The sequence below is a fragment of the Allobosea sp. 10L422 genome, from assembly GCF_056395345.1.
Window position 1 is genome coordinate 168909 of the sequence record NZ_JBFTJI010000010.1, and the last position, 17502, is coordinate 186410.

Annotated in this window: 15 protein-coding genes and 1 pseudogene; 14 read left to right on the forward strand and 2 right to left on the reverse strand. The window is 60.6% G+C overall.

The annotated features are described in order from the left end of the window. The first annotated feature begins 59 nt into the window (after positions 1 to 59). The 8 genes and pseudogenes from AC1DEZ_RS19635 to AC1DEZ_RS19670 all read left to right on the forward strand — a co-directional run bounded on the left by AC1DEZ_RS19635 (position 60) and on the right by AC1DEZ_RS19670 (position 9388). Entirely contained in the window at positions 60 to 1058 is a 999-nt protein-coding gene (locus tag AC1DEZ_RS19635) for a TRAP transporter substrate-binding protein (RefSeq protein WP_476780502.1), read from the forward strand. A 96-nt stretch (positions 1059 to 1154) separates the two neighbouring features. Continuing rightward, positions 1155 to 3041, forward strand: a complete 1887-nt coding sequence (locus AC1DEZ_RS19640; RefSeq protein ID WP_476780503.1) for a TRAP transporter large permease — start codon at positions 1155 to 1157, stop codon at positions 3039 to 3041. Between the two features lie 76 nt (positions 3042 to 3117). Next, positions 3118 to 4074, forward strand: coding sequence for a flavin reductase (locus AC1DEZ_RS19645; protein ID WP_476780504.1), 957 nt, complete (start codon positions 3118 to 3120; stop codon positions 4072 to 4074). Next, the gene (locus AC1DEZ_RS19650) at positions 4071 to 5687 is read left to right on the forward strand and encodes a GMC family oxidoreductase (protein WP_476780505.1); all 1617 of its coding nucleotides are present in this window, start codon (positions 4071 to 4073) and stop codon (positions 5685 to 5687) included. Before AC1DEZ_RS19645 ends, AC1DEZ_RS19650 begins: the two co-directional genes overlap by 4 nt. 506 nt (positions 5688 to 6193) lie before the next feature. Beyond that, the gene (locus AC1DEZ_RS19655; protein WP_476780506.1) at positions 6194 to 6475 is read left to right on the forward strand and encodes a metal/formaldehyde-sensitive transcriptional repressor; all 282 of its coding nucleotides are present in this window, start codon (positions 6194 to 6196) and stop codon (positions 6473 to 6475) included. Between the two features lie 29 nt (positions 6476 to 6504). Beyond that, positions 6505 to 7616 (forward strand): annotated as a pseudogene (locus AC1DEZ_RS19660) (S-(hydroxymethyl)glutathione dehydrogenase/class III alcohol dehydrogenase). Positions 7617 to 7651: 35 nt separating this feature from the next. Beyond that, the gene (gene gfa, locus AC1DEZ_RS19665) at positions 7652 to 8221 is read left to right on the forward strand and encodes an S-(hydroxymethyl)glutathione synthase (RefSeq protein ID WP_476780507.1); all 570 of its coding nucleotides are present in this window, start codon (positions 7652 to 7654) and stop codon (positions 8219 to 8221) included. Positions 8222 to 8515: 294 nt separating this feature from the next. Continuing rightward, the gene (locus tag AC1DEZ_RS19670; RefSeq protein WP_476780508.1) at positions 8516 to 9388 is read left to right on the forward strand and encodes an isocitrate lyase/PEP mutase family protein; all 873 of its coding nucleotides are present in this window, start codon (positions 8516 to 8518) and stop codon (positions 9386 to 9388) included. 62 nt (positions 9389 to 9450) lie between these two features. Here the strand turns inward: AC1DEZ_RS19670 and AC1DEZ_RS19675 are convergent, their stop codons facing one another. Beyond that, positions 9451 to 10452 (reverse strand): flavin reductase, encoded by a 1002-nt coding sequence (locus tag AC1DEZ_RS19675; RefSeq protein ID WP_476780509.1) that lies wholly within the window; start codon positions 10450 to 10452, stop codon positions 9451 to 9453. A gap of 31 nt (positions 10453 to 10483) precedes the next feature. Next, positions 10484 to 11404: an SMP-30/gluconolactonase/LRE family protein gene (locus tag AC1DEZ_RS19680; RefSeq protein ID WP_476780510.1), complete on the reverse strand. Its 921-nt coding sequence runs from the start codon at positions 11402 to 11404 to the stop codon at positions 10484 to 10486. A gap of 172 nt (positions 11405 to 11576) precedes the next feature. On the opposite strand from AC1DEZ_RS19680, the gene AC1DEZ_RS19685 reads away from it, so the two are divergent. The 6 genes from AC1DEZ_RS19685 to AC1DEZ_RS19710 all read left to right on the forward strand — a co-directional run bounded on the left by AC1DEZ_RS19685 (position 11577) and on the right by AC1DEZ_RS19710 (position 17481). After that, positions 11577 to 12869 carry an NtaA/DmoA family FMN-dependent monooxygenase gene (locus AC1DEZ_RS19685; RefSeq protein WP_476780511.1) on the forward strand — a complete coding sequence of 431 codons (1293 nt, stop codon included), beginning with the start codon at positions 11577 to 11579 and terminating at the stop codon, positions 12867 to 12869. 29 nt (positions 12870 to 12898) lie between these two features. After that, positions 12899 to 14053 (forward strand): ABC transporter substrate-binding protein, encoded by a 1155-nt coding sequence (locus tag AC1DEZ_RS19690; RefSeq protein WP_476780512.1) that lies wholly within the window; start codon positions 12899 to 12901, stop codon positions 14051 to 14053. Between the two features lie 130 nt (positions 14054 to 14183). Continuing rightward, a complete protein-coding gene (locus AC1DEZ_RS19695) occupies positions 14184 to 15074 on the forward strand; it encodes a branched-chain amino acid ABC transporter permease (RefSeq protein ID WP_476780513.1) in 891 nt (296 codons plus the stop codon). Position 15075: 1 nt separating this feature from the next. Further along, positions 15076 to 15960 carry a branched-chain amino acid ABC transporter permease gene (locus AC1DEZ_RS19700; RefSeq protein ID WP_476780514.1) on the forward strand — a complete coding sequence of 295 codons (885 nt, stop codon included), beginning with the start codon at positions 15076 to 15078 and terminating at the stop codon, positions 15958 to 15960. Continuing rightward, positions 15957 to 16748, forward strand: a complete 792-nt coding sequence (locus AC1DEZ_RS19705) for an ABC transporter ATP-binding protein (RefSeq protein WP_476780515.1) — start codon at positions 15957 to 15959, stop codon at positions 16746 to 16748. The genes AC1DEZ_RS19700 and AC1DEZ_RS19705 overlap by 4 nt, the downstream gene beginning before the upstream one ends. A 25-nt stretch (positions 16749 to 16773) precedes the next feature. Next, entirely contained in the window at positions 16774 to 17481 is a 708-nt protein-coding gene (locus tag AC1DEZ_RS19710; protein ID WP_476780516.1) for an ABC transporter ATP-binding protein, read from the forward strand. Positions 17482 to 17502: the final 21 nt, after the last annotated feature.

Below are 17502 nucleotides of genomic sequence, written 5' to 3' on the forward strand. Positions count from 1 at the left end.
TCGACCCGAAGCTTAAGCTCGGCAATCAAATCAAAAATAAACATCGAGGGAGACGAAACATGGCAACGATCACACGTCGGAAGGCACTCGCCGGTACGGCCGCTATGGCCTCGGCAGGCATCTTTACTCCGGGCATCGCCCGCGCGGCGACCACCACCTTGCGCATCGCAACGCCCGACTCCGCGACCCACCCCAATCACGTGATCATGACGAAATTCGCTGATCTGGTGGATCAGCGGACCTCTGGCGCGATCAAGGTTCGAATCTTCCCCGACGGTCAGCTCGGAACGATCGCGAATGCTCTGACCGGATTGCAAACCGGCACGATTGATATGACCGTCAGCGGGGCGTCAATGTCGGAAGGCATGGTACCCGAGCTCGGGGTTCTCGGGTTACCCTTCATGTTCTCGGACGAGAAAGCCGCCGAGAAGGTCATCGACGGCGAGGTCGGCACCATGCTGGCCAACAAGATTTCCGAAAAGGGCATCGAGATTCTGTCCTGGTCGAGTTGGGGATGGCGCGTCACGCAGACCTCCAAGAAGCCGATCCGTCAGCCCAAGGACTTCCAGGGCATCAAGATCCGCCTTCCGGTCGGTCCCGTGTTCGCGGACACCTTCTCCACGCTTGGAGCGATCCCAACCGTGGTGGATTCGACCGAGCTCTACCTCGCGGTTTCCCAGGGCACGGTCGACGCATTCGAAGTGCCGTTCCTGAGCCTGGTGGCATCCAAATGGTATGAGGTAGTCAAGTACGTCAGCTTGACCAACCACGCCTACAACCCGGTGTGGCTGGCGATGAGCAAGCGCCGCCTGGCTCGCCTGGATCCCGCACATGCCAAGGTGATTCAGGACACCGCGAAGGAGATCCAGCCAGAGTGGCGGAAGCACGTTGCGGCCACCTCGCTGGAATCGCAGAAGTTCACACAGGACCGCGGCATCGAGATCATCCCGGTCGACACTGCTGCTTTCCGGGCTCTGCTGACTCCGGTTTATGATCGGTTCAAGCAGAAAGTCGGCGCCGACCTTGTCGATCAGGTGCTGCGCGTGGCGAAAGCCTGAAACCGCCCTTGAACAGCGCCCTGCGATGCACCGTGTTCGCAGGGCGCACGGACAATTTGTTCAGCACCGATCATGGATCGGCGCAGAGGCCCGGACATGGCAGAAATGCAGCTCACCGCGCAGGACGTTTCAACAGTGCCCACCTGGTCGCGGCACCTGGAGGCCTGGTCTTCCCGCCTTGACGGGCTTCTTGTCAGCCTTCTCGCTCTTACGCTCATGACCGAGCTGGTGGCAGTTGTCGCCCATGTTGTTGCGCGCACATTCTTTGGACATGCTCTCCTCTGGTCGGACGAAGTCACCATCATCGCCATTTCGATCCTGACGTTCGTCGGCGGGGCTGTCGCTTACCGCCGAGGCGGCCACACGGCAGTCAATATAGCGACCGGGTTTCTCAGCGATCGGGCGCGAGCAAAGCTGGCGATCGTTCTTGACGTGTTTGTATTTGTCGTCGCGGTGGCGATGGCCCGGTCGGCGTGGGAACTCGTCACCGAGCAGTGGAGCCAGCGGACACAGGCGCTGGAACTGCCGGTCGGGCTCGTGATGCTGCCGTTGTTCACCGGTATGAGCCTGATTTCTCTGTTTGCTTTCGAGCGGCTCGCCCGGCAGCGGCGAGGCATCCTCGTCCCGGCTTTGGTGATCGCTGCCGCAACGCTCGCATTAGGTCGATACGCACTCGTTCTCTGGCCGCTGGACGGCGATGCGCCAATGTACGTGATGCTGACGTTCTTCTTCATCGTCGTATTGCTCGGCCTTCCCGTCGGCTTCGCGCTTATGCTCGCAGCGGGCCTCTATCTATACGTCTCGGACGCAGTACCCTTCGTTGCGGTAGCGCAAAATATGGCGTCGAGCGCCCAACATTTCGTGCTGCTCGCGCTGCCGTTTTTCCTTTGGGCCGGCGTCATCATGGAGCGGGGCGGCATCAGCCCTCGTTTCGTGCGCTTTGCCGCCTCATTGGTCGGCCACCTGCCGGGAGGCATGCTCCAGGTCGTCGTCGTCGCGACCTATCTTGTCTCGGGCATCTCTGGCTCCAAGGTGGCTGACGTTGCCGCTGTTGGCTCCGTGATGCGTGAAACGCTCGTGAAGCGCGGTTATTCGCCAGGCCAGATCGCCGCGGTTCTCGCATCGTCCGCCGCTATGGCTGAGACCGTCCCACCCAGCCTCGCTATGCTCGTGATCGCTGCGATCACGTCGGTTTCGATCGGGGCGCTGCTCATCGCCGGCTTGCTACCGGCGGCGGCGCTCGCCGTCTGCCTCATGGCGTTCATCTATATCCAGGCCCGCCTGCGCGGCGAACGGTCCGCTGCGCGCGCTCCGCTGCGGGAAATCGGTGCCGCTGCTGCTGGCGCCTTCCTACCGCTCCTTATGCCGGTCATGCTGATGCTCGGCATTCGGTTCGGGGTCGCCACTCCCACAGAGGTCTCAGGCGTTGCTGTCGTCTTCGGCCTGGTGCTGGCGGTCTTCGTCTATCGGGAACTGTCGCTTCGCGAATTCATCCAGGGAGCAATCGAGACCTCCGTGCTGTCCGGCATGGTCCTTTTCGTCCTGGCTGCCGCAGCAGCCTTCGCCTGGACGTTGACGATCGCAGACCTTCCGCAACGCCTGGCGGAGGCGCTCACACATGTTCATGGCGGGCACGTCCTGGTCTTCATGCTCGCGTCGATCGTGCTGATGATCGTGGTCTCGTGTCTCCTCGAGGGGCTGCCGGCGCTTCTCATCATGTCGCCGCTGCTGATGCCGGCCGCTTTGCAACTCGGCATCGACCCGGTGCACTATGTGATCGTTCTGCTGATCGCGATGGGCATCGGCGTGTTCCTGCCCCCGATTGGGATCGCGTTCCTGATCACCTGCGGCGTGGCTCAGGCCACGATCGGGGATGCTGCGCGTTCGATGCGGCCCTTCCTGATAGTGCTCGTGATCGGGCTGCTCATCATCGCGGTCTTCCCATCGATCACGTTGATCTTGCCGCGCCTGACTGGCGGATAGCCCCGCGCTCCGAATGCCAAGTCAAGTCCAGACGTTTGCCGGGAGGAGCGCGAAGCCTCCCGTAAAGGGAGTTTCCATGCGTCGTTCGCTTGAGAACGGTGATCCGTTGCTGGACACCGATGGGTTCCGCCGTTCGCTCGGCGAGTTTGCGACCGGTGTCACGGTGATCACCACGGCGGTGGACGGCGTCCAGTACGGCGTGACGTCGAATTCCTTCGCGTCAGTTTCCCTGAAGCCGCCGCTGGTTTTGTGGTCGATACGTCGAGAGAGCCAGAGCTTTGCGGCATTCCAGTCCTGCACGCATTTTGCGGTCAACGTGTTGGCTTATGACCAGGTTGCCTTATCGCAGCGCTTTGCCAAATCGGGACCGAACAAGTTCGACGGGATTGCCTGGGCATCGGGGGCAGGGCGGGCGCCGCTGTTGAGCGATGTCGCGGCCATCTTCGAGTGCCGCCTGATCCAGACCGTGGACGGCGGCGACCATGTGATCCTGATCGGTCAGGTGGAGGGCTATTCGCGTTGCGACCGCCAGCCATTGTTGTTTTCCAAGGGCCGCTACGCGGTTGCCGTCGACCATCCAGACGTCCGCTCACTTGCGAATACGAAGTCCGAGCTTTCACTGCCGGAGATCGACAACCGGCTGCTCACCTCGCTTCTTGTTCGCGCTTATGGCGCCATAGCCTCGCAGCTGGAGAAAAGCCGTCAGGCCGCCGGCCTTGGTCTGACGCTCATGCAGGCGCGATTGCTTAAAGCCGCTCAGTCGAATCCGAACAGCACCCTGGAAGAGCTGCAGCCGGAATTGCTGCTGCATTTCGATGCGAGCCAGGACGTTCTGAAGACCGTCGTCGAGCTTGGGCTTTTGGTGGTGGATGGCGCCCAGCGTCTGCAGCTGACGCAGGCAGGGGAAAACCTAATCGATTCGATCGTGGATCACACGCGCATGAACGAAGCGGTGCTCTTCCGCGACATTTCTCAAGACGATCTCAGGACCACCCAGCGGGTACTCTGCCAGATCATCGGGGGGCAGCGGTGAGCGGAAACAACCAAGCCGTTTACGATTATATCGTGGTCGGCGCTGGCGCGACAGGCTGCGTGGTGGCCTCGCGTCTTTCGGAGGACCCGGCTGCGAGCGTCCTTTTGCTTGAGGCGGGCCCGGACGACCGCAACCCGCTCCTGAGGATACCAGGACTGGGCTTCGCGGCTGGGACCATTCCATCGCTCAACTGGAGCTTCGTCAGTGAGCCGATTCCGGCGTTGAACCATCGGAAGATGACCCTGCTGCAGGGCAAGGTCATCGGCGGGTCGAGCAGCATGAATGGCATGATCTACACCCGAGGCCATTCCTCGGAATATGATCGATGGGCCGAAATGGGCTGCCAGGGGTGGGGCTTCTCGGATCTCAAACCGTTCTTTCTCAAGTCCGAGAATAATGCCCGCGGGGAGGGGGAATGGCACGGATCCTCGGGCCCGATGCGTTTGCGTCAGGCCAAGCCGGATCTGCCGATCTGTGATGCTTTCCTCGAGGCTGCAGAGGCCATGGGATTGCCGGTTGTTGACGACCTCAACGCCAATCATCGCGAAGGACTAGGCTGGTACGACGTCAACATTGATCGCGGGCTACGCGCAAGTTCGGCTCGCACTTTCTTGCGACCTGCAGCGCGTCGGCGAAATCTGACCATCCTGTCTCGGTCGCGCGTTCGGCGGATCGGTTTTGAGGCCGGACGGGCCGTTTCTGTGTCGGTCGACACGGACGGGAAGCAGATCGACTTCCGAGCCGAACAGGAAATTGTTCTCTGCGGTGGTGCGATCATGAGCCCGGCGGTCTTGCTGCAGTCGGGCGTCGGGCCAGCGGAGGACCTTCGCAAACTCGGCATCCCTGTGATCGCGGATTCGCCGAACGTGGGCAAGAATCTACAGAACCACCCGTGTTACCGGCCGCGCTTTCTCTGCTCGCATCCCGTTACCGCCCGCAATCACCTGACAGTCGGCGGGGCCATCAAGACCGGGCTCTCGTACCTCACTCGTCGCGGAGGAGCGCTCGCGGAAAGCTTCGCGTCCGCAGGCGGCTTCTTCAAGAGCGACCAAAGCTTGCCAATGGCGGACATGCAGGTCGTCATGCTTTCGGCGTTGCCGCCGAGCGGCGGCCAGAGCTTCTGGGACCTGCTGCCGAGGCAGCAAGGTTTCGGGATGACGATTTATCAGGGCAGCCCGCATAGCAGGGGGACAGTTCGCTTGCGGTCATCCAACCCGGACGAGGCACCGGTCGTCGAGACCGGCTATTTCAGCGATCCTCGCGACATCGATATCCTCGCTGCAGGCGTGGAGCGCATGCGCGATCTAACCCGCCAGCGTCCGATCGCGAAGTACATCGCATCGGAGATCGCGCCCGGACCCACGGTGAAGTCACGGAGCGAACTGATCGAGGAGATCAGGCGCAACGCTGGCACCTCGTATCACCAGTGCGGGACATGTGCGATCGGCCCGGGCGACAGTGCCGTCCTCGATCTGCAATTGCGCGTCCGCGGTGTCGATGGCCTGCGCGTGGCCGACACGTCAATCATGCCGGTCTTGCCTAATGCTGCTCTCCACGCTCCGGCGCTGATGATCGGTGAGCGAGCATCCGAGTTCATCCGCGGAAATCATTGATGAATTGACCGAGCCGCTATCCAGGTCCTTCTAATTCCGAACAGTCCGTTAGCAGCCGCATTTGAGGCATGACGGTGAGGGGCGAAGGCGTTGGACGGGCCGGCAGGCGGCTCTGACAGGTGCGTGACCGGTCACGAGCGGTGGGTGGCTCCTGGTCTCAAGGGCAGGTGACGCCCGAACCGGCTCATTCGGTGCGCCGATACTGAACGCGCATTGATGCCGGTCGACTTATCCCTTCTGGTCGCTCTGGAATCCTGGCTCGAAGTCTTCTGTGGTAATCATCGACCAGCACATACTGGTTCAAGCTGCCATTCGCTGGGTCGGGCACGGCGCCGTTCGGATGAGCCGTGAACCCGAGACGGTTGCTGGTCCTATTTGCGCAGACTCGGATCCGTTAAGGAAGGGACAGAGGAATGCTAGAGCGATCACTCGCAGCCACACCTCGATACCCCCGGTAGTATATTGACATACTGCCACCAGTATGTGATCCAAACCAACGAGGCACGATGCCATATTCGGTAGAGGACAAGAGGCGCGCCACAACGCGACTTCGGCGTATCAAAGGCCAGGTGGTCGCGCTTGAGAAGGCGGTTGAGGCCGGCACCGATTGCCGACTGCTGCTCCAGCAGATCGCGGCGATGCGTGGTGCGGCAGGTGGCCTGATGGCCGAGGTTGTCGAAATATACCTGCGGGAAACAGTGGCTCCCGCACCGAGCGAGACAGACCCGTCCGTCGCCAACGACGCGATGGATGAGATCATGAAAATTCTGCGCGCCTACCTCAAATAGGCGCCGTTTGCGCCTTGAGGGGAAGCGTCATGAAGTCGAGAGCAGCCGTCGCCTGGGAGGCTGGCAAGCCGCTCACCATCGAGACCATCGACATCGGCGGGCCGAAGGCCGGCGAGGTCCTCATCGAGGTGATGGCGACCGGCATCTGCCACACCGACGCCTACACGCTGTCTGGCTTGGACTCCGAGGGCAAGTTCCCCGCGATCCTCGGCCATGAGGGCGCCGGCATCGTCCGCGAGGTCGGCGCCGGCGTCACCACGCTGAAGGTCGGCGATCACGTCATCCCGCTCTACACGCCGGAATGCCGCAACTGTAAGTCTTGCCTGTCGCGCCGCACCAATCTCTGCACGTCGATCCGCTCGACGCAGGGGCAAGGGCTAATGCCCGATGGAACCTCGCGCTTCTCCTGCGATGGCGGCGAGGTCTTCCACTACATGGGCTGTTCGACCTTCGCGAACTTCACCGTGCTGCCCGAGATCGCGCTCGCCAAGGTCCGCGAGGACGCGCCCTTCGACAAGATCTGCTACATCGGCTGCGGCGTCACCACCGGCATCGGCGCGGTGATCTACACGGCCAAGGTCTGGCCGGGCGCCAATGTCGTGGTCTTCGGGCTCGGCGGCATCGGCCTCAACGTCATCCAGGGCGCCCGTATGGTCGGGGCCGACAAGATCATCGGCGTCGACATCAACCCGGCCAAGCGCGAGATGGCGAAGAAGTTCGGCATGACCGACTTCATCAACCCGGCCGAGATCGGCAACGACAAGGTCGTGCAGGCGATCGTCGACCTGCCGGCGGCGGCGCCGATTTCTCTTTCGACGCCACCGGCAACGTCAACGTCATGCGTCAGGCGCTGGAGTGCTGCCATCGCGGCTGGGGTGAATCGATCATCATCGGCGTCGCGGAGGCCGGCAAGGAGATCGCGACACGGCCCTTCCAGCTCGTCACCGGCCGGGTCTGGCGCGGCACCGCCTTCGGCGGGGCGCGCGGCCGCACCGATGTGCCCAAGATCGTCGACTGGTACATGGAGGGCAAGATCAACATCGACGACCTGATCACCCACAAATTGACCCTCGACGAGATCAACCACGGCTTCGACCTCATGCATGAGGGCAAGTCCATCCGCAGCGTCGTGGTTTACTGACCGGTTGGTGCCGAATTACAAAAGAGGAGGAGACAATGAGCGTTTTGCTTCACCCATTGATCCAGAACGGGGTCGAAAAGAGCGATGGCAGCTTTGCCGGTGGTGTATTGACCTGCAAATGCGCCGACCGTCCCGTTAAGGTGAAGATCTCAGGTGGCATTGCCCACAATCATGCCTGCGGATGCACCAAATGCTGGAAGCCTGAGGGGGCGGCATTTTCGGTCGTAGCCGTGGCGCCGACGGAGACAGTTTCCGTCGCCGAGAACGGCGACAAACTAGCCGTCGTCGATCCCACAGCGCTCATTCAACGCTTTGCCTGCGACAGCTGTGGGACCCATATGCATGGCCCTGTGGAACGGGACCATGCATTCAAAGGCCTGACGTTCATCCATCCGGAGCTCTTCGATACCGACAATTGGCCGGAGCCCGGTTTCGCGGCCTTTGTGTCCTCCGTTATAGAAGGTGGCGTCCATCCGTCCGAGATGGATGGTATTCGCGCCAACCTGGAAGACATTGGCCTGGCGCCCTACGATTGCTTATCGCCGGCGCTGATGGACTATCTGGCGACGTGGACCGCAAAGAAGAGCGGCATCCTCGCCGATTGATTGGACGGTGGTCGCTGTCTCACCATCCCGCGTAAAGGCTAGGTCGAGCGTCACAGCGCCGCGGCCCTCATGGGCTCGCGTGCGCTTAATGCAGTACTGCGACGAATTAGCCTGCCTCCCTGAGATGGCTGAGCGCTTGAGCATCCAGGCTTGAAGCGATTAGCAGGTTAACGCCGTAACCTGAGCCAGTGACTGGCCTGAGATACGGCTTGGCCGTAGCGAAGTTTTTCGACGCCATGGTCCGACCGAGCTGGAGCGGTCGTTCAGCCATGCAGAAACCGCTTGGAGCAAGCTATGTTGTCAACTCGAAAGAAGTTTAACGACATATTGTGCCGGAATTCATGCGTTGCGGCCGCCCCTATTTTTGACCCCCTGTCGGCCAGAATTGCCGATATGCAGGGTTGGGAAGTATCAAAGCTATCGGGTTCCTTCGGAAAATTCGCCAATCTCGCCGTCCCTGATGGCGTTAACTTGTCGAACATGAGCGATCTGGTGGATATATGTCAGCGGATCACCCGGGTCAGCGATAACTGCTTGATCGTCGACGCGGATGACGGTGGTGGTAACGCTCTCAATGTTGCCCGGACCGTTCGCGAGCTGGAGGCCGCGGGCGTCTGCGCGGTAGAGATTGAGGACAATGCTGTGCCGCGATCGTTTGGCGAAGCAATCCGTCGCCATTCGCTGATGCTCTCCGAGGAGGAGCAAGTTGGGAAATTGCGGGCGGCCGTCGCCGCAAGGCGTGACCAGGATACGGTCATCGTCGCTCGTACAAGCGCGCTTTCCGAGCTGCCCCGCGACGAAGCGCTCCGGCGCCTTAAGGCTTACTCGGACACAGGCGCTCAAGCTTTGATGTTTCCCGAGCTTCCCAACGAGCGGCAGGACCTCGTCGACATTGCGTCTGCAACGCAGTTGCCGATCTTCGTCTTGGGATTGTCACCGGAGGTGATCCAGGACGAGGCCGTGCTAGCTAGGTCCCGGGTTCGTATCCGGTTCTTGCCGCACTTGCCGTACAGGATGGCGGTCAAGGCGATCGATGACGCATATCGCAACCTGCAGAGCTTGCCGTCTGTCGATCATCTGCTTGAGCAGTCCGCTTCGTCTGAGCAGCTTAGAAAGCTGGATCGTACAGACGAAATGAAATCGTGGCAGGAACGCTTCGTGCGCTGATTCCCGCCACGAGAACAAGCGTCCGGATCTCGCATCGGATGAGCGAGGGCTCTCATCCGATCTCAACCGGCCTGTCTTGCTGAGCCCACGGAAAGGGGCTGCTCGTCGTCGCGGCTGATCAGGCGATTGAGCACTCGCCTGCACGCCGCAACGTCTGCGGCAGGCAGATCAGCGATATTGCGGGCTTCAATGTCTCTGGCCCGAGCCAGCAGGGCCCTGCTTCTGTCGATGCCGTAGGCGGTGAGCGTCAGCAATCCCTTGTTCGAGATAGCAACGATCCCCATCGCCTTCAGCTCTTCCACGGTTCCCTGAGCAGCGTTGGCCCCCAAAAACAGATGCGGAAGCAGATCCTCGAGGTTTCTGTTCGGCAGCGTCTCGATCGCCGACATCAATCGTGTCTGAAGCAGGCTCAGGCCCTCGGCCTTGCGGCCTTCCTCAAGCGCGGCCGAAAGAGAGCCATGTGCCCGATAGAGAAGCGCCGTGAGGAATTCGTTCATCGGCCCCGCGGCCACGCCTGGATGAGACGATTGCTGCGTCCCGGCTTCCGGGTGATCTGCGGCGATCCCATAGCGGCCCTGGACGAAGAGGAGCGCGGAGCGATCGAAACGGGTGAATCGCTCGACTTGGCCCACGAATATGGTGTGATCGCCTCCGGGGTAGCTAGCTACTCGCCGACATTCGAGGCTTGCGAGGACGCCATGCAACAGAGGTGCGCCTCCAGCACCAGGTTCCCAGGCGACCTCCTCGAACTTGTCCGGACCCGATTTCCCGAAGTGCTTCGATAGGTGAATTTGATCGTCCGACAGGATGTTGATCGCAAAATGTGAAGCGGACTCAAATGCCGGAAAGCTCGGGCTGCCTTGTTTCGCTGACCACAAGACAAGAGGAGGGTCGAGCGATACCGACGAGAACGAATTTGCTGTCATTCCGACGAGGCTCTCGGCGCCGGAGGCCGTGATCACCGTCACTCCAGTCGCAAACTGGCCAAGGCAGCGCCGGAACGAGGCTGGATCGGCGGCTGGATCGCCAACTTCCGTCGGCTGCTGACTGAGCAATGGGCTCATGAACTGTCCTTTCCGGAAACGTTGGCGGATTTCAGCCGTGATGAGAGAACATTGTCCGACCAGGGACCGGCATCTGGGCTGTTAGGATGGTTCCGCTCTTGGATTCGGTGATGAAGAGGGTTCTGCGATCCGGTCCGCCGTAGGCGCAGTTCGTCGTCAACGGACCGACCGGCGATTTGATGCGCAGGATCGGCTCTCCCAGCGCATTGAACAGCCAAACGCTTCCCAGACCGACATGGCAGACCGCCAGGTTGTCATCCTCGTCGATAGCTAACCCATCGGGTCCGCTGCCGCCTGTCATCTGGATAAAGGTTCCCACTTTGCTGGCTGATCCATCACGCATCAAAGGCACACGCCAAACAGCGTTAGCCCGCGTGACTGCGAGGAAGACAGCTGTCTCGCTCTTGTTAAGGACCAGTCCATTTGGACTTGGAATACCATCGAGGATGCATTCAAGCTTCCCGGCGGAATTCAGCCTATAAAGACGCCCACTCGGGTCGTGATGCCCCGTCTGACCCTGGTCGGTGAAGTACATATCTCCGTTTGATGCGAAGATGAGGTCGTTCACCCCTTTGAAGCTTTGAAGATTAACCCGCTCAAGAAACGGCTCGACGAGGCCGCTGATCGGGTCAAGGACCATGATTCCTCGACGATGATCGGTAATAAAGCCACGGCCGTCCTTATGGAATTTCAGCCCATTCGGCTCGCCGTCGTATTCTGCTCCAACAAACACCTCTCCGCCGGGCGTGATGCGGAACAACCGGCCCCAGGGGATGTCCACGACCCACAGATCGCCGTTTCGATCGAATGACGGCCCTTCGAGGAAGGTTGGTGTCGGAGCTCCGTTGAACTGGACCTCCGCCCATTCCGACCTCTGACCGGTCTTGAAAAACTTATCGGGAATCTGGGTGAAGATCGTCGCATCGACGGTCGGCGGCGCAGGATACATCATTCCTCCCTTGTGACCCTTGACATGGATCAATCCTTATAGTCAGTTCTTTAATAGGAACTGACGTTCCGATACAAGAACAAAATTTCTCGGAAACGCACTGACGTGGCTAACGCATGACCGGTAGGGCGTGACGTCGGCTGGCAGGAAAGGGTGGACGATTGTGACCAGCGGCATGCACCTGATCAGTTTCCTGATCCATTCGCCGATCAATCATACGATTTTGAGTTGGGCTCACCCTGACGACCAGCGTCTCGAAACGCTAGGCAACCTCAAGATGTGGCAAGACCTCGCGCGGACAACGGAACGGGGCTTGTTTGATGGGATCTTCTTTGGGGATACGCCCGGAACATTCGATCGCTTCCACGAGCGCACCGATGAGGCTGTTCGGTACGGAGTGTCCTGGCCTTCGCACGACCCGGTCGTTCTGCTGAGCGCCCTGGCTGCGGTGACCGAAAATCTCGGGCTGGCGGCTACGCTATCCGTGTCGGCAATCCAGCCCTACATGGCGGTTCGAACTCTCTCGACTCTCGATTATCTGAGCGGCGGTCGCGTAGGATGGAATGTGGTTACGGGCCATCTGCGAGGCGAACACCGAGCATTGGGTGTGGAGCAACTCGACCACGATGTTCGCTACGACAAAGCGGATGAGTTCATGGATGTCTGCTACGCGCTCTGGAATGGCATCAAGGATGGCGCCATTCTGGCCGATCGGAAGAACGGGGTTTTCGCTGACCCATCAAAGGTCGACGTCATCAAGCACGAAGGCGCCTATTACAAGTGCCACACGACCTCCCCAACGCTTCCTTCGCCTCAAGGTCGACCGGTAATCTTCCAAGCGGGCTCGTCGGGGCGAGGCCAGCAATTCGCTCTGAAGCATGCGGACGTCGTGTTCGGCATCCAACCGCATCTCCAGGGGATGCAGAAATTCATGCGTCAGCTCAATGGAGCCGCAGCTGACGCCGGCACCGAAGCTCCGCGCGTTACGTTCGGAATTCAACCGATCCTGGGTGGCACCGAGGCCGAAGCCAAGCGTCATCAGGAGGAACTCGTCGAGCGCATTCCGCTGGATGCTGCGCTCAGCCGCCTGTCCGGTTCGCTCGGCGTCGATTTCAGCCAGATGGAGCTCGATAAGCCTCTGGTCGAAATCGACACCCAGGGCTCGCGCGGTTTGATGGCTGCGATGTCTGCTAATTTCGGAGACCGGCCGGTTACGCTTCGTGACGTCGCGATGCACTGGGGGAAATCCGTCGGCGTGCCGCAGCTCGTTGGAACTCCCGACCAGGTTGCAGACCAGCTGGAGACCTTCTGGCGAGAGTCTGGCTGTCATGGTTTCAACGTCACGCCGACCGTGACGCCGACCAGCATCGAGCACTTTGTGGATGAGGTTGTCCCGATCCTCCAACGCCGTGGAGTTTACAGGACTTCATATCGCGGCACGACGTTCCGCGAAAATCTTCTAAGCTAAAAAAAATAACAAGCTTCAGGGAGGGAATTATGGAAGCGAAGTTCGTCTTCAAAGGCGTGGTTTGCGCTATTGCTGTGTCATTACTATCGGGGATGCCCAGCGCTGCGCAGACTACGGACTGGAAACTGGCAACGCTACTACCTGTCACCGGGCCGTACGCTAATTACGCGGTCGAATTCAAACTTGGAATGGAGATTGCGCGAGACGAGATCAACGCCGCTGGCGGGATTGCGGGTCGCAAGATCGACCTCTCCATTCTCGACACTCAGAGCAACAACGGTCAGGTCGTGAGCCTGATGCGGCAGGCGTGCCAGGACGCGTTCGCGGTCCTGGGACCCAGCATGTCGAACGAGGCGCAGGTCGCCTTTCCGATTGCCAACAAGATCGAATGCCCCGCGATCTCGTCGTCAGCAGCTGCCAGCGGTCTGACGGACAAGAATCGGCCTTGGACCTTCACTTATGCCAGTCCGGCTTCGGTCATCACTCCGCAGGCTGTCGAGTTGCTGGTGCAGAAACTCAAGCCCAGTCGAGCCGTGGTCGTTATCGATCGTGGCGATGCTGCTGCGAACGATCAGGGTGCGGTTTCGCTGAATACGCTCAAAGCCAAGGGCGTCCCTACCGAAGTCCTGACCATAAGCAGTACAGACCTCGAATTCGGGCCGATCGTCACGCGGATCGCCGGGCTTAATCCCGACTTGGTTATCTTGTCGACGACTGACAAGGGCGCCGTCGGCGTGATGAAGGAGATGAAGCGCACCCACTCCAAGGCTGCGATGCTCATCACGCAGTCGGCCTTTACGCCGCTTGTCATGGCTGCAGGTCCGGAAGCTTTGGAAGGTGTTTATCGTTATACGGAGTTCGACCCTTCGTCGTCCGACGATCCGCGGGTCAAGCGCTTCGTCGAGACGTTCTCCAGCCGCAACAACGGCAGAGCTCCGACGCAGCTCAGCACGCAGACCTACGACCTAATCTTCTTGGTCAAGGCGTTAATCGAGAACGCGGGTGCCAGCGGCTCGGCGGAAAAGCGCGGCGCGGAGCGCCAGGCGTTTAGCGATAAGCTTGCGGGACTAAAGGACTGGCAGAGCATCTCAGGTCCGATGTCGATCGCACCTGGCGGCTACGCGATCAAGCCGGTTACAGTCCTGGTATTCCGGGATGGGAAGCCGACGCGCGTGGCGAACTAGCGCATTGTATCCGGCGGGAGCGCCCAATCCGCTCCCGCACGCACACCCCTAGCCGTGCTGTCGTGCAGCGAACCGCGGATCGGGTTGCGGAAGCGCTGAGTACTCGACTCTCAGGATCCAAGGCGCTCGGATGCAGATTTTTCTACAGCAAGTTGTGAACGGTCTCACCATTGGCGGGAGCTACGCCCTAGTGGCTGTCGGCTTCACGTTGATCTTCGGCGTCCTGCGCGTTGTCTATCTCGCTCACGGCGCAGTGCTCGTATGTGGCGCGTACATCGGGCTTTTCGCGCTTCAGTGGTCCGGCAGCGTTCTCGTCGCGCTAGTTCTCGGTAGCCTCGGCGCTGCTGTTCTCGGTCTGGCTGTAGAGCTTGTCGCCTTGCGTCCCGTCCGAGACCAAAACCACCTCATTGCCTTGGTGACCACGATCTCGATCGCAACGATCATCCAGGAGATCCTGCGTCTTTCAGTGCAGCAGGGGCAGCCGATCTCATACCCGGACAGCATTGCCTCGACGCTCCTGCGAGGCGAGTTCGGCGGAGTGACGTTGCATGTCACCGTCGGCCAAGCGGTGGTCGTCGTCGTCGCCTGCGTTCTTGTCATTGCGTTGACTGTCCTCATCCAACGCAGCTGGCTTGGCCTTGCGATCAGGGCGGTCGCCGATGCTCCGTTGATCGCGTCCCTGCTGGGCGTGCGGGTCAATACGATCTCAGCTCAGACCGTCGGGTTGGCCTCGGCATTCGCGGGTGTCGCCGGAGTTTTGCTCGGGCTGACGATACCCGCGATCGATCCGTATGTCGGAGAGCATCTGCAGTTCAAGGCACTAGCAATCGTCTTGTTCGGCGGGCTCGGGAGCATGCCAGGCGCCATTGTTGGCGGTCTCTTACTCGGGTTGGTCGAGGCTATCGCGGCCGGGTATCTCGCGACCTCCTATCGCGATCTCTTCGCCTTCATGACCATGGTCGTGATCCTGTTCTTCCGCCCGGCCGGTCTCCTTGGCCAGAAGTCAGCGGAGCGCGTCTGACATGAGCCTAAGCGCCCTCGAGGCCTTCACTATCATCCAGCTGATCTATCTGATCGCGGCACTTGGACATTATCTGCCCCTGTCCATGCGCCAGCTCGATGTTGGCATCGCCGGCTATTTTGCGATCGGCGCTTATGTCAGCGCCTATCTGACGCGCGATTGTGACGTGGCCTTTCCGATTGCTCTGGCCGCGGGGGCTCTGGCCGCCGCTGGTGGCGCGTTTATGGTCGACGCGCTAGCGACACGTGTTCGACTGACCGGGTTCGCCTATGCGATCTTCAGCCTGAGCTTTGCGGAATCGCTGCGCATCATCCTCAACAATGTTGAGGCGGTCGGCAGCTCAGGGGGCATGGTCGGCATCCCTTCCCATACCACGCTGGGCATGGTCGCTTCGATCGCGGCAATTGTCGTGCTGGGCTTTTGGTGGATGGACCGCAGCAGGCTCGGCCAACTTCGAACCGCTATAGCAGACGACGAGTTTATCGTGCCCGTCTTCGGCGTACGGCTGATTGCCGCGAAACTGACGGTCTTTGCGCTGGGTGGAGGCCTCGGCGGTCTCGCCGGCGGACTATATGCCCACTACGTGCTGTTCATCCGGCCCGATGATTTCGGGTTCGCGCTACTCATCGCGCTTCAGCTCCCGATTGTGTTCGGCGGGTTGGATCGCTTCTATGGCGCCATCCTGGGTATTCTGGTGCTCGGGTATGTTCCCGAGCTCATTCGCGGGCTTGCTCAGTACCGGCTGCTTTTCGTGGCAAGCGTAACACTCTGCGTGCTGCTCCTACGCCCCTCTGGCCTCATTACCCACGCTACCATCGCATCGGTCAAAGACCGTCTGCTGCGGATGATCGGACGTCCATCTCGGGCAGCGAGGACGGTGCTATGAGCCTAGCAGTCGTGAAATCGGCACCTGTGGCGCCGGTCCTTGCGCTCCAGGACGTGCATGTTCGCTTCGGCGGGGTGAGGGCACTCAGCGAGGTCAGTCTCGAAATCCCGCCGGGTCCCGGGGTTAGCGCCATCATCGGCCCCAACGGCGCTGGCAAGACGACGCTCTTCAACGTTCTGACTGGTATCATCAGGCCATCCCAAGGCGCTATCCGTATTGCCGATCGCGACGTGACCGGATTGCGACCCGACGAGATCTTTCGGACAGGCGTTTCAAGAACATTCCAGGGCGTGCGCCTCTTTGCACACCTGAGCGTCCTTGAGAATGTGGCCCTGGCCGCACGTTCCGCGCTGCCTCGAGGAGCCCGGGCCTGGTTTTCCGGGGCTGGGGAGGCGGAGGATCGAGCAAAAGCCTGCCTTGAAGCCACTGGGGTCGAACCGAGGCTGTGGTCCTTGTGGCCCGATCGATTGACGTTGCTTGAGCAACGCCTTGTCGAGATGGCCCGGGCTATGACGGCCAAGCCCCTTGTCATGCTGCTCGACGAACCCGCCGCTGGCCTAAACACGGTTGAGAAGCAGCGGCTTTGCGCGTTGTTCGAGACGCTCGCTCAAACTTCGGGTTGCCGAGTGGTGGTTGTCGAACACGACATGAAGCTTGTCATGTCGGTGGCCAAGCGGATCTGGGTGATGAACTTCGGACGTCTGCTCGCGCAGGGCACGCCTTCCGAGATCCGAACAAATGAGGCCGTGATCGAGGCCTATCTCGGAGCACAGGCCCAACATGATTGAGAGCGTAAACACCTCAGCAGAGGTCATGCTGGCCGTGAGCGGCTTGCGTTGCGGCTACGGGCGCAGCGAGGTTATCCACGGCGTCGACTTGAGCGTGAAGAAGGGCGAGATCGCCTGTCTGATCGGTGCGAACGGAGCGGGCAAGACCACATTGATCCGTGCGATCCTCGGAGTGGTGCCCGCCCGCGAAGGCTCAGTCCGGTTCGGTAACGAAGACATCACGTCGCAGAGCACGGCCTCGAGGATCGAACGAGGCCTTGCTGTCGTTCCAGAGGGCAGGGGCGTCCTGCCGCGTCTTTCGGTCAACGACAACCTGCGAATGGGCGCATACGTGCGTCGCGGAGACGCGTCGATACACGAAGACATCGACCGCGTTTTTACGATGTTCCCCATTCTGGCTGAGAGACGCGAGCAAGTCGCGGGAACGCTCAGCGGTGGTGAGCAGCAAATGCTCGTCATTGGGCGCGCGCTCATGAGCCGGCCTCGGCTGCTGATACTTGATGAGCCTTCGTTCGGACTGGCGCCGAAGATCGTGCAGTCGATCTTCGAGGTCATCGCAGGGCTGCGGGAGACCGGCCTTACGATTCTACTCGTCGAACAAAACGCCAGCATCGCGCTTCAAGTAGCCCAGCACGGGTTCGTGCTGGAATCCGGCTCATGCCTACTGGCTGCCGAAGCTGCGAAGCTGCGCGGCGACCCCATGGTCCGCGACATCTATCTCGGCTCGGGGTGAGCGCGAAGACCGTCCGTCACT